Genomic DNA, 12,352 nt, shown 5'->3' with positions numbered 1-12,352 from the left:
CGGGCCGGCTTCAGCTCAGCTTGCCGTGGCACTGCTTGAACTTCTTGCCCGATCCGCACGGGCAGGGGTCGTTGCGGCCAACCTTGGGCATGCCGGCCAGCGCCACGTCGCCGCCCATCGCGGCCATCGCGGCGGCTGCCGTGCTGCTGCGCGGCGACGCCTCTTCCACCGGCTCGCCGCCGTCGGCGAATTCGTCGTGCTTGTATTGCACGTTGGCCAGGTGCGACAGGCCTTCCTCGATTTCCTCGGATGCCTGCTCCAGCTGCTCCGGCGACTGGATCTGCACGTTGAACACCACGCGCGTGACTTCGTTCTTGATGACGTCCAGCAGGCGGGCGAACAGTTCGAACGACTCGCGCTTGTATTCCTGCTTCGGGTCCTTCTGCGCGTAGCCGCGCAGGTGAATACCCTGGCGCAGGTGATCCAGCGCGGCCAGGTGCTCGCGCCAGTGCGTGTCGATGCTCTGCAGCATGACCGACCGCTCGAAGCCCGCGAACGAATCGCGGCCAACCTGTTCCACCTTGGCGTCGTAGGTCTCGCGCGCGGTCTTCAGGATCAGGTTCAGCAGCTCCTCGTCCTCGATGCTCTGGGCGCCCTCGATGGTCTTGGCCAGCGGCACGTCCAGGCTCCAGTCGTCACGCAGACGCTGCTCCAGCCCGGCGATATCCCACTGCTCTTCCATGCTTTCAGCCGGCACGTAGTCGCGGAACATTTCCACGATCACGCTTTCGCGCAGGTTGGCCACCATGTCGCCGACGTCCTTGGCTTCCAGCACGTCGTTACGGAGCTTGTAGATTTCCTTGCGCTGGTCGTTGGCCACGTCGTCATACTGCAGCAGCTGCTTGCGGATGTCGAAGTTGCGGCCTTCCACCTTGCGCTGTGCCGATTCGATCGAACGCGTGACGATGCCGGCCTCGATCGGCTCGCCCTCGGGCATCTTCAGGCGTTCCATGATCGCGCGCACGCGGTCGCCGGCGAAGATGCGCAGCAGCTGGTCGTCCAGCGACAGGTAGAAGCGCGACGAACCCGGGTCGCCCTGGCGGCCGGCACGGCCCCGCAGCTGGTTGTCGATCCGGCGCGACTCGTGACGCTCGGTGCCCACGATATGCAGGCCGCCCGATGCCTTGACCTGCTCGTGCAGCGACTGCCATTCCCCTTCGAGTTGCGCGATCCTGGCGGCCTTCTCGGCATCCGACAGGTTCGGGTCGGCCTGGATGAAGCCCGATTGCTTCTCGACGTTGCCGCCCAGCACGATGTCGGTACCGCGACCGGCCATGTTCGTGGCGATCGTGATCATCTTCGGCCGGCCGGCCTGCGCCACGATCTCGGCTTCGCGCTCGTGCTGCTTGGCGTTCAGCACCTGGTGCGGCAGCTTTTCCTTGTTCAGGAGGTCCGACAGGTATTCCGACGTCTCGATCGACGTCGTGCCCACCAGCACCGGCTGGCCACGCTCGTAGCAGTCGCGGATATCGCGCACCACGGCGTCGTAGCGTTCCTTCGACGTCTTGTAGATCTGGTCCTGCAGGTCCTTGCGCTGGGCCTGGCGGTTGGTCGGGATTACAACCACTTCCAGGCCGTAGATTTCCTGGAATTCGTACGCTTCGGTATCGGCCGTGCCAGTCATGCCGGCCAGCTTCTCGTACATGCGGAAGTAGTTCTGGAACGTGATGGTGGCCAGCGTCTGGTTTTCCTGCTGGATCGTCACGCCTTCCTTGGCTTCCACGGCCTGGTGCAGGCCGTCGGACCAGCGGCGGCCCGTCATCAGCCGGCCCGTGAATTCGTCGACGATCACCACTTCGTCGTTCTGTACCACGTAGTGCTGGTCGCGATGGAACAGGCTTTGCGCACGCAGGGCGGCGTACAGGTGGTGCATCAGCGTGATGTTCTGCGGCGCGTAGAGCGATTCGCCCTCGCCGATCAGCCCTTGCGCGGCCAGGATCTGCTCGGCCTTCTCGTGGCCGGCCTCGGTCAGGTAGACCTGGTGGCCCTTCTCGTCCACGTAGTAGTCACCGGGCTTCTCGACGCCCGTGCCATCGGCCTTTTCCTCGCCGATCTGGCGCTCGAGCAGCTTCGGAATGCCGTTCATGCGCTGGTAGAGGTCGGTCTGGTTCTCGGCCTGGCCCGAGATGATCAGCGGCGTACGCGCCTCATCGATCAGGATCGAGTCCACTTCGTCGACGATCGCATAGTGCAGCGGGCGCTGCACGCGCTGCGACGGGTCGTAGACCATGTTGTCGCGCAGGTAGTCGAACCCGAACTCGTTGTTCGTGCCGTACGTGATGTCGGCGTTGTAGGCCACCTGCTTCTGGTCGTGCGGCATCTGCGACAGGTTCACACCCACCGACAGCCCCAGGAAGTTGTACAGGCGCCCCATCCACTCGGCGTCACGCTGGGCCAGGTAGTCGTTCACCGTCACCACGTGCACACCCTTGCCGGTCAGCGCGTTCAGGTACACGGGCAGCGTGGCGGTCAGCGTCTTGCCTTCGCCGGTTCGCATTTCGGCGATCTTGTTGTCGTTCAGCACCATGCCGCCAATCATCTGCACGTCGAAGTGGCGCATCTTCATGACGCGCTTGCTGGCTTCGCGGCACACGGCAAAGGCTTCGGGCAGCAGGGATTCGAGCGATTCGCCGCCGGCATGGCGCTGGCGGAACGTCTCGGTCATGCCACGCAGTTCGTCGTCCGAAAGCACCTCGAACTTCGGCTCGAGCGCGTTGATCTGCGTGACCGTGCGGCGATATTGTTTGATCAGCCGCTCATTGCGGCTGCCGAAGACTTTCTTGAGAAGGCCCGTGATCATCGAGTGCTTTCACCTGCGCGGCAGACCGGTACGAGACCCGCCAAATCCGCGCGAGGAATGGGTAGATTGGCGCAAAACGCCGAGTTTATCATGTGCCGATGTCCTGACCGGACCTGTCACCAGCACAGTTTCTGTACAGGTGCAACAGCCCGGCCCCATTGACCGGCGGCCCGTGCAGCAGGTTGGGACAGACGCGGCGGCTTCAATGTTCCGGGCATCCGGCCCGATGGCGGCCGGTGGTCGTCATCGGATGGCGCGCCGGTCGGTCGGCGCAGGGGCAGCCGCCAGGGGGAGCTGCGCCGGCACGGGCACCGCGGCGGTCAGGAAGCCGCCCGGGTTGCGTGGCACGCCGTTCACATGGACCTCGAAATGCAGGTGCGCCCCTGTGGAGCGGCCCGTGCTGCCCACGCGGGCGATCGGCTGGCCCGCCCGGACCAGGTCGCCGGCCTTGACCAGCACTTTCGACGCGTGGGCGTAGCGGGTCTTGAGGCCGTTGCCATGGTCGATATCGATCATGTTGCCGTACTCGTGGTGCCATTCGGCGGCCACCACCACCCCGCCTGCGGCGGCCACGACCGGCGTGCCGGCGGGCGCGACGAAATCCACGCCATCGTGCTGCGAGCGGCGGCCGCTAAAGGGATCGATGCGCGCGCCGAAGCTCGATCCATCGTAGCCCGACGCCACCGGCAGCACGCTGGGCTGGCGGCGCTCACGCAACTGGCGATCCATCAGCGCGGTCTCGATCACGTCGAAATAGTCGACGCGATGGTCGGCCTGGCGGCCCAGCCGCGCCAGTTCGTCACTCAGCTCGGGCATCGTCAGGTCGCTGGACTGTGCGGGGTGGGCCGGGCCGCCGCGCGCCGGCCGATGGCGGAAATCGAAATCCTGGGGGGAGATGCCGGCCAGGCCGGACACGCGCTCGCCGAGCGCGTCCAGGCGCACCATCTGGGCCTGCAGTTCGCCCAGCCGGGTGGCCATCACGGCCAGGTTCTCGCGCAAATAGGCATTGTCCCGCGCCTGGCGGGTGATTTCCGGCGCCGACGCATTGCGGGCAACCAGCCAGGTCAAACCCGACGAGGCCGCCGCCACCAGCGCGCACAGCGCCAGGCCGAAGAGCACGACGCGCGCCCGCGTCAACTGGAAGCGAAACACCCGCGGCTCGCGCGGATGCAGCACGATGATCTGCATGACCGTTCCCCAATTTCAAGGACGGCGCCATCGAGGCACCGGCGCGCTGGCAGGCATCGCATCCCGGCTCTCGGACGGGCAAGGATTGCGCGCTAGAATGCTTGCATGCGCTTGTTCACCCACCACGCTCACCAGACCCCGAACGCCAAGCCTCTCAATGATTGGCTGGCCAAGTCCGGCCCGGTTTCCGCGCTGATGCAGACCGCGCGGCAACTGGCGTCACTGGAAGCGGAAGTCTTTGCGTTGCTGCCACCGGCCCTGCGCAGCGGCATTGCGGTGGGCGGCATCAAGACCGACAACCGGGGCCCGCAGGCGGAGCAGACGCTGCTGTTGCTGGCCGCCCATGGCGCGGCCGCCGCACGGGTCAGGCAAGTGGTGCCCACATTGCTTTCCCGGTTGCAACAACGAGGCTCGCAGGTTACTGCAATCCGGGTACGGGTACAACCCGAGGTGGGACGCGGCGACTGGGACACCGAGCCCGTCGAGCGCAAGCCGCGCACGCAGAATCTGTCGCAAGCCGGCATGCAGAGCATGGACGCACTGGCGCGCACCCTGGAGGATTCGCCGCTGAAGGACGCCGTGCAGGCATTGCTGGCGCGTCACCGCTGAAGACCGAAAGCCCCAAAACGCTTCAGTCGAGCCCATCACGATAATCCCACATCGTTGCGCCTATCGGGCAGATGCGACGGTCATCGCAAATCCTGATATTTCCCCGCGATTTTGATGTACCGGTGCGCGAGCCGCGCATCGGGCCCGCTGTCGTCAAAACCATGACGCCGGGCAATTTGATCAAGCTTTCCGGCTCATAGAATGGGCTCGGGCGTACATCACGACCCTTTGCATTGTCCAAAGGAGAAACATCATGTACCAGCGCATTCTGAAAGCCATTTCCGAAAGCGAAGACAGATTTATCCGAATTCGGCGTCAGATCCACCAACACCCGGAAATCGGATTCGAAGAAACCCGGACCAGCGATCTCGTAGCAGAAATGCTAAAAGGCTGGGGCTACGAGGTGCATCGCGGCTTGGCCCGGACCGGCGTGGTCGGCACGCTGAAGGTGGGCAATGGCAGCAGGCGCCTGGGCATCCGCGCCGATATGGACGCCTTGCCGATGACCGAAAACAGCCAAAAGGAATGGAGCAGCACCGTTCCCGGCAAATTCCACGGCTGCGGCCACGACGGACATACCGCGATTCTGTTATGTGCGGCGGAATATCTGGCAAAGACCCGGAATTTCGACGGCACGCTGCATCTGATTTTCCAGCCGGCCGAGGAATTGCTTTACGGCGGCAAAGTCATGGTGCATGACGGATTGTTCGAGCAATTTCCCTGCGATGCGATTTTCGCCATGCACAACATGCCGGGATTCAAGGAATGCGAATTCTATTTCAGGAAGGGTGCATTCATGGCATCGTCCGACACCTTGCATATCGAGATTACCGGGGTCGGCGGGCATGGTGCGATTCCGGAGAAAACGGTCGATGCCACGCTAGTTGCCTGCCATATCGGCACCGCGCTGCAAACCATTGTCTCGCGTAATGTGTCGCCGTTCGAGGCCGCGGTTATCACCATCGGCAGCATCCAGTCCGGAGAAGCGCCAAACATTATCAACGCCAAGGCCCTCATGAAACTGAGCGTCCGGTCGTTGAATCCGTCCATCCGCACCCTGCTGCTCAAACGGATCGGCGAAGTCGCCCAGCTGCAGGCGCAGAGTTTTGGCGCGACTGCCGAAGTCTTTCATGTGAACGGCAGCCCGGTGCTGGTCAATGACGACCAGGCCACCGAGTTCGCCGCCGAGGTCGCGGAGGACGTGTTTGGCAGGAACAAGGTCCATACCGACGCGCCTCAGCTACCCGGCAGCGAGGATTTTGCGTTCATGCTCGAAGCCAATCCAAATGGCAGCTACATGCTGATCGGCGGGGGCGACGAGCCGCGCTATTGCATGGTGCATAACCCCGGTTATGACTTCAACGACAAATGCCTGGTGCCTGCCGCCGCATACTGGTGCGCGCTGACCGAGCGATACCTGAAGTAGGCCCCATGCAGGCTGGATTCGAGGTTATCCCATGAAAACACAGGATCTGGCGCTGGTCGCGCTGCTCTGCCTGATACTTCTGCCGTTCGCGGTGTTCCCGGCATGGCTCGATGCCTACAAGAGCTTCAACGGGCAGCACGGCATGGTCATGGCGTTTATCAAGTTTGGCGTGCTGGCGACGTTGGGCGAGGTCATCGGGCAGCGCATACGCACCGGGCATTATTTCAGGAAGGGGTTCGGCATCCTGCCGAGAATGGTCGTCTGGGGCATTCTCGGCCTGTTCATCAGCATGGCGTTCAAGGTCTTTGCCGTCGGCTCGCCCTATTTTGCGGAATACCTGGGCATCGACGGCATTGTCGCGGCCATGGCGGGCGGTTTCACGATGCTCAAACTGGTGGGCGCCCTGATTATCAGCACCTTGCTGAACCTGACCTTCTCGCCGGTCATGATGACCGCCCACAAGGTCACGGACATGCATATCGTCCGCCATCACGGCTCGTGGCGGTCGCTATACCGGCCGATTGCCGTCGCGGAACACCTGAAGGCGCTCGACTGGCAGACGCAGTGGGGCTTCGTGTTCAAGAAGACCATTCCGTTCTTCTGGATTCCCGCCCATGGACTGACCTTCCTGCTGCCCCCCGATTCCCAGATCCTGTTTGCGGCATTGCTTGGTGTCGCCCTGGGTATCGTGCTGGCCCTTGCAGGCCCCAAGCCTGCGAAACCCATGCCGGCCTGATCGGCGATCCCAACAAAAAACCCCCGCTCTCACGAACGGGGGTTTTTCAATCTGGCGGAACCGCTATGGTCGATCAGGCAAACGCCGGTTGCACCTGCGGCAGGAAAGCCGTGGGCGCTTCCTCGACCTTGTCGAAGGTCACGATCTCGTAGGCTTCCTGGTCGGCCAGTAGTGCGCGCAGCAGCTGGTTGTTCAGACCGTGGCCCGACTTGTGGGCAACGTACGAGCCAATCAGCGGATGGCCCACCACGTACAGATCGCCAATGGCATCGAGGATCTTGTGACGCACGAACTCGTCGCCGTAGCGCAGTTCCTCGTTGTTCAGCATGCGGTGCTCGTCGAGCACGATCGCGTTGTCCAGGCTGCCGCCACGGGCCAGGCCCATCTCGCGCAACGCTTCCACCTCGTGGGCAAAGCCGAACGTGCGGGCACGCGCGATTTCGCGGACATAGCTCGTATCGGCAAAGTCGATCGAGAACGTCTGGCCGGTCTTGTCGACCGCCGGATGGCGGAAGTCGATCGTGAACGCGAGCTTGAAACCGAAGAACGGCTCCAGGCGGGCCAGCTTGTCGCCCTCGCGCACTTCCACCGCCTTCTTGACGCGGATGAAACGCTTGGCGGCCGGCTGCTCCTCGATGCCCGCGGACTGCAGCAGGAATACGAACGAAGCCGCGCTGCCGTCCATGATCGGGATTTCCTCGGCGTCGACGTCGACGTAGAGGTTGTCGATGCCCAGGCCGGCGCAGGCCGACATCAGGTGCTCGACCGTCGAAACGCGGGCGCCGTCCTTCTGCAGGACCGACGCCAGACGGGTGTCGCCGATGGCGCTGGCGGCCACCGGAATTTCCACCGCTTCGGGCAGATCGACGCGCGTGAAGACGATGCCGGTATCGGCGGGGGCCGGCCTCAGCGACAGCGTCACCTTGCGACCCGAGTGCAAACCGATGCCGACCGTCTTCACCACGGATTTGATAGTGCGCTGTTTGAGCATGACGGCCTCAACTATTATTAAAAGCTATTGGGCGTAATTTCCAATAACGCGATACTACCATTACTGGATGTATTGCGCTGCACCACTTTGTGTCCGGGTGTTATGCAATGTTAATGAAGCGCCCAATACATCACCCTCACTGACACGCTTCGTGTCAGGCGCGCAACGCTTCCAGAACCGCTTCGGCGCTGCTCACCTTGAATTCGCCCGGTTCTTCCACGGCCAGGTGCGTCACCACGCCATCGTCGATGACCATGGCATAACGCTTGGCGCGCACGCCCAGGCCGCGCTGGCTCAGGTCCTGGTCCAGGCCGAGCGCCTTTGCCCACTGTGCGGCACCGTCGGCCATCATGCGGACCTTTCCATCGGTCTTCTGCTCGCGGCCCCAGGCGCCCATCACGAAGGCGTCGTTGACCGCATGGCACCAGACCTCGTCCACGCCAGCCGCGCGCAGCTGGTCGTTGAGGTTGACGAAGCCCGGCACATGCTTGGCCGAGCAGGTGGGCGTGAATGCGCCGGGCAGGCCGAACACCACGATCTTCTTGCCCTTGACCAGTTCGGCCACCGGAAAGGCATTGGGGCCCAGCGCGCAGCCGCCGGTCTCGGTCTCAAAGAACTCGTACAACGTGGCGTCGGGGACGCGCTGGCCAACGGCGATCATTTTGGACAATCCTCCAGCGTGGTGTCTGGCGTGTATCGGAAAAACCTGCCTGCATCATAGGGGCGGATGCCGTCGCCACCAAGCGGCGCGGCATGCGGGTGCAGCAGGAATTACCTGGGATTCGAAACGCCGCGCGGCGCGTTGGGTCAACGCGCCGCGCGGACGGAGACATCCCGCCGCCGGGGGCGGGAAACCAGTCCGGGGAGGCGGCCGATGGCCTGCCTGCCCGGCAACGGGATGCGACGGACAACATGTGGCGTGGCGCGGCGCAGCCGCACGCACTGACGGGTGACGTCAGTCCAGGCAAACGCCGGGCGGATAGGGAGCGCCCAGGCGATGCGTGACGGACCGCTGACAGCCTGCCAGGCGCGCGGCGGATGCCGCTGCCCTGCCGGTTCCCAACTTAGTCCGCCTGCTTGCGCAGGAAGGCCGGGATGTCGTACGTATCCACACCCTTTTCTTGCAACGCCGCCACGTGAGCCGATGCCGACTCACGCGAGCTGCGCCACACCGCCGGGGTATCCAGGTTGCTGTAGTCCGGCGATGCATGGGCCGGCGCGGCCGTCAGGCCCGCCATCATCTGCACCGGGATGTTGTCCGTGCCGGTCTTCAGCAGCGTCATCGGCTGCTGCTTCTTGGCCGAACGGCCCAGGCCCGTGGCCACCACGGTCACGCGCAGGGCGTCCCCCATCGAGTCGTCGTACACCGTACCGAAGATCACGGTCGCGTCTTCCGCGGCATAGCTGCGGATCGTGTTCATGACTTCCTTGGTTTCCGACAGCTTCAGCGAACGGCTGGCCGTGATGTTGACCAGCACGCCACGCGCGCCGGACAGGTCCACGCCTTCCAGCAGCGGGCTGGCCACGGCCTGCTCGGCCGCCAGGCGGGCGCGATCCACGCCCGACACGGTTGCCGTGCCCATCATGGCCTTGCCCTGCTCGCCCATCACCGTCTTCACGTCTTCGAAGTCGACGTTCACCAGACCATCGACATTGATGATCTCGGCGATGCCGGCCACGGCGTTGTGCAGCACGTCATCGGCGCACTGGAAGCACTTGTCCATCTCGGCGTCGTCGCCCATCACTTCGAACAGCTTCTCGTTGAGCACAACGATCAGCGAGTCCACCGACGATTCCAGCTCGCCCGAGCCATGTTCGGCCACCTTGGCGCGGCGCGCGCCTTCGAAGTCGAACGGCTTGCTGACCACGCCCACGGTCAGGATGCCCATTTCCTTGGCCACCTGCGCCACGATCGGCGCAGCACCGGTACCGGTACCGCCGCCCATGCCGGCAGTGATGAAGACCATGTGGGCGCCGCGCAGCGAATCGGCGATCTGTTCGCGCGCCTGCTCCGCGCAGTTGCGGCCCACTTCAGGCTTGGCGCCGGCACCCAGCCCGGAATTGCCAAGCTGCAGCACGCGCGATGCGCTCGAACGCTTCAGCGCCTGGGCATCGGTGTTCATGCAGATGAATTCCACGCCCTGCACCCCACGGCTGATCATGTGCTGCACGGCGTTGCCGCCTGCACCGCCCACGCCCACCACCTTGATGATGGTGCCGTCCTGAATCTCCGTTTCGATCATGTCAAAGTCCATCACTGCCTCCGAGAAAAATCAGTCCCCAAACGCTGCAGCCTCCCCGCCGCAACCCTTGGTTTCTGAACAAGAAACCATCAAAAAACGACTAGCCAATACCGCAGCAAAACTGCTTGACCTGCTCAACGTGCCACGATCCGTTCGGCTGACTGCAACAGGATCGTCACACTTAAAAAAGTCCTGACAAGCTTGCGGCTCAGAAGTTGCCGACAAACCATTCCTTCATGCGCGTCCACACCTGCTTCACCTGGCCGCTCTGCACGGCCACCTTGCGCCCGCGCATGCGCTGCACGCAGCCTTCCTGCAGCAGCCCCATAACGGTCGAATAGCGCGGACTCTTCACGACTTCGTGCAGATTGCCGCGGTACTCGGGCACGCCCACGCGCACCGGCTTCAGGAAAATGTCCTCGCCCAGCTCGACCATGCCCGGCATCATCGCCGTACCGCCGGTAATCACCACGCCCGACGACAGCAGTTCCTCGTAACCCGACTCGCGCACCACCTGGTGCACCAGCGAATACAGCTCCTCGATACGCGGCTCGATCACGGCGGCCAGCGCCTGGCGGCTCAGCGTGCGCGTGCCGCGGTCGCCCACGCCGGGCACCTCGATCATGTCTTCCGGGTCGGCAATCGCCTGCTTGGCAATGCCGTACTGCATCTTGATGTCCTCGGCATCGGGCGTCGGCGTGCGCAGCGCCATCGCGATGTCGTTGGTGATCTGGTCGCCGGCGATGGGGATCACGGCCGTATGGCGGATCGCGCCCTCGCTGAAGATGGCGATGTCGGTGGTGCCGCCGCCGATGTCGACCAGCACCACGCCCAGTTCCTTCTCGTCCTCGGTCAGCACCGCCAGGCTCGACGCCAGCGGCTGCAGGATCAGGTCATGCACTTCCAGGCCGCAACGGCGCACGCACTTGACGATGTTCTGGGCCGCGCTGACCGCGCCGGTGACGATATGCACCTTCACTTCCAGGCGGATGCCGCTCATGCCGATGGGCTCGCGCACGTCTTCCTGGCCGTCGATGATGAATTCCTGCGTCAGGATGTGCAGGATCTGCTGGTCGGTCGGGATGTTCACCGCCTTGGCGGTCTCGATCACGCGGGCCACGTCCGTCTGCGTGACCTCCTTGTCCTTGATCGCCACCATGCCGCTGGAGTTGAAGCTGCGGATATGGCTGCCGGCAATGCCCGTGAACACCTCGGCAATCTTGCAATCGGCCATCAGTTCGGCCTCTTCCAGCGCCCGCTGGATCGACTGCACGGTGGCCTCGATGTTGACCACGACCCCCTTCTTCAAACCCTTGGACTCTGACTGGCCCATCCCGATGACCTCATAGCTGCCGTCGGGGCGCAGTTCCGCCACCACGGCCGCCACCTTCGAGGTGCCGATGTCGAGACCGACCAGAAGGTCCTTGTATTCCTTGCTCATCGAGTTTTCTCCGCGTTCTTACTCTTGAGTCGCGTCGGATTGTTGTTGGTGTTGCCGGCCGAAGCCGCCTGGGAACCTGCCGCACCCGCTGCCGCCTTGGCCGCTGCCTTGGCCGCCGCTTGCGCCTGGGCTTCGGTCAGGAAGCGCACGCTGGCCGTGCGGATGGCAAAACCGTTGGGATACCGCAGGTCGGCGTACTCGATCTGCTTGCCCCACTGCTGGGTCAACTGCGGCCACGACGCCACGAAACGCTTGACCCGCGCCTCCATGGCGGCGCGATCCTCGTCGTTCTGCTCGCGCCCGAACTCGATCACCGTGCCGTTGGACAGCTTTGCGCGCCAAGCATAGCGGCCGGAAAGGGCCACGGCCAGCGGTTCGGCCTTGATCGGCTTGAACCACTCGCGCATGGTCTCCAGCTTCTCGACCACGTCTTCCTCGCTGTCCGGCGGGCCGTCCAGCGCCAGCAACTGGGCGTCTTCCTCGGCTTCGGCCGTGTTGGCGACGAATACCTCGCCGTAGGTATTGATCAGCCGGCCGCTGTCCGACCCACCCCACGTGCCCAGCGCCTCGTGCTCTTCCACCTGTACCGCCAGGCCGTTCGGCCATTCGCGCCGCACGCTGGCATGGCGCACCCAGGGCACCGACTCGAACGCCTGGCGCGCCGCGTTCAGGTCGAGCGTGAAGAAATTGCCCGACAGCTTGTTCAGCGCGTTGGCCCGCACGCTCGGCGCGTTCACGTGGCGCAGCTGGCTGCCGTCCAGCGACGTCAGTTCCACGTGGGTAATGGCGAACACGGGCCGCTGCGCCAGCCACAACAGGCCGGCGCCAAGCGCCATGAGCGCCACCAGCGCATAGAGCGCTGAGGCGATCAGGTTGAGCAGGCGCGCGTTGTGCCACATGGTCGTTTGGTGGGGCGGT

At 64.0% G+C, this 12,352-nt stretch carries 10 protein-coding genes; 3 read left to right on the top strand and 7 right to left on the bottom strand.

Annotated features, from left to right (window positions below; translation table 11 throughout):
- Positions 1–10 precede the first annotated feature (10 nt).
- Together secA and AC3G88_RS00195 are read right to left on the bottom strand one after the other, a co-directional pair.
- Positions 11–2,800 carry a preprotein translocase subunit SecA gene (secA, locus tag AC3G88_RS00200; RefSeq protein ID WP_400392302.1) on the bottom strand — a complete coding sequence of 930 codons (2,790 nt, stop codon included), beginning with the start codon at positions 2,798–2,800 and terminating at the stop codon, positions 11–13.
- Positions 2,801–3,043: 243 nt separating this feature from the next.
- The gene (locus AC3G88_RS00195; protein ID WP_488892920.1) at positions 3,044–3,988 is read right to left on the bottom strand and encodes a M23 family metallopeptidase; all 945 of its coding nucleotides are present in this window, start codon (positions 3,986–3,988) and stop codon (positions 3,044–3,046) included.
- Positions 3,989–4,093: 105 nt separating this feature from the next.
- On the opposite strand from AC3G88_RS00195, the gene AC3G88_RS00190 reads away from it, so the two are divergent.
- The 3 genes from AC3G88_RS00190 (at position 4,094) to AC3G88_RS00180 (ending at position 6,759) form a co-directional block, all read left to right on the top strand.
- The gene (locus AC3G88_RS00190) at positions 4,094–4,597 is read left to right on the top strand and encodes a DciA family protein (protein WP_400397169.1); all 504 of its coding nucleotides are present in this window, start codon (positions 4,094–4,096) and stop codon (positions 4,595–4,597) included.
- Between the two features lie 253 nt (positions 4,598–4,850).
- Positions 4,851–6,023: a M20 aminoacylase family protein gene (locus AC3G88_RS00185; protein ID WP_488892919.1), complete on the top strand. Its 1,173-nt coding sequence runs from the start codon at positions 4,851–4,853 to the stop codon at positions 6,021–6,023.
- A gap of 31 nt (positions 6,024–6,054) precedes the next feature.
- Entirely contained in the window at positions 6,055–6,759 is a 705-nt protein-coding gene (locus AC3G88_RS00180; RefSeq protein ID WP_488892918.1) for a hypothetical protein, read from the top strand.
- 73 nt (positions 6,760–6,832) lie between these two features.
- Here AC3G88_RS00180 and lpxC read toward each other — a convergent pair whose 3' ends face one another.
- The 5 genes from lpxC to AC3G88_RS00155 all read right to left on the bottom strand — a co-directional run bounded on the left by lpxC (position 6,833) and on the right by AC3G88_RS00155 (position 12,333).
- Positions 6,833–7,750 carry a UDP-3-O-acyl-N-acetylglucosamine deacetylase gene (gene lpxC, locus AC3G88_RS00175; protein WP_488892917.1) on the bottom strand — a complete coding sequence of 306 codons (918 nt, stop codon included), beginning with the start codon at positions 7,748–7,750 and terminating at the stop codon, positions 6,833–6,835.
- 154 nt (positions 7,751–7,904) lie between these two features.
- The gene (locus AC3G88_RS00170; RefSeq protein ID WP_488892916.1) at positions 7,905–8,411 is read right to left on the bottom strand and encodes a peroxiredoxin; all 507 of its coding nucleotides are present in this window, start codon (positions 8,409–8,411) and stop codon (positions 7,905–7,907) included.
- Positions 8,412–8,814: 403 nt separating this feature from the next.
- The gene (gene ftsZ / locus AC3G88_RS00165) at positions 8,815–10,005 is read right to left on the bottom strand and encodes a cell division protein FtsZ (RefSeq protein WP_092601247.1); all 1,191 of its coding nucleotides are present in this window, start codon (positions 10,003–10,005) and stop codon (positions 8,815–8,817) included.
- A 196-nt stretch (positions 10,006–10,201) separates the two neighbouring features.
- On the bottom strand, positions 10,202–11,434 hold the full coding sequence (gene ftsA / locus AC3G88_RS00160) for a cell division protein FtsA (protein ID WP_061955279.1): 1,233 nt from the start codon (positions 11,432–11,434) through the stop codon (positions 10,202–10,204).
- The gene (locus AC3G88_RS00155; RefSeq protein ID WP_488773575.1) at positions 11,431–12,333 is read right to left on the bottom strand and encodes a cell division protein FtsQ/DivIB; all 903 of its coding nucleotides are present in this window, start codon (positions 12,331–12,333) and stop codon (positions 11,431–11,433) included. Before AC3G88_RS00155 ends, ftsA begins: the two co-directional genes overlap by 4 nt.
- Positions 12,334–12,352: the final 19 nt, after the last annotated feature.

It is taken from the genome of Cupriavidus sp. 86D6, assembly GCF_057815095.1.
This window is presented reverse-complemented; position numbering and strand designations above follow the sequence as displayed.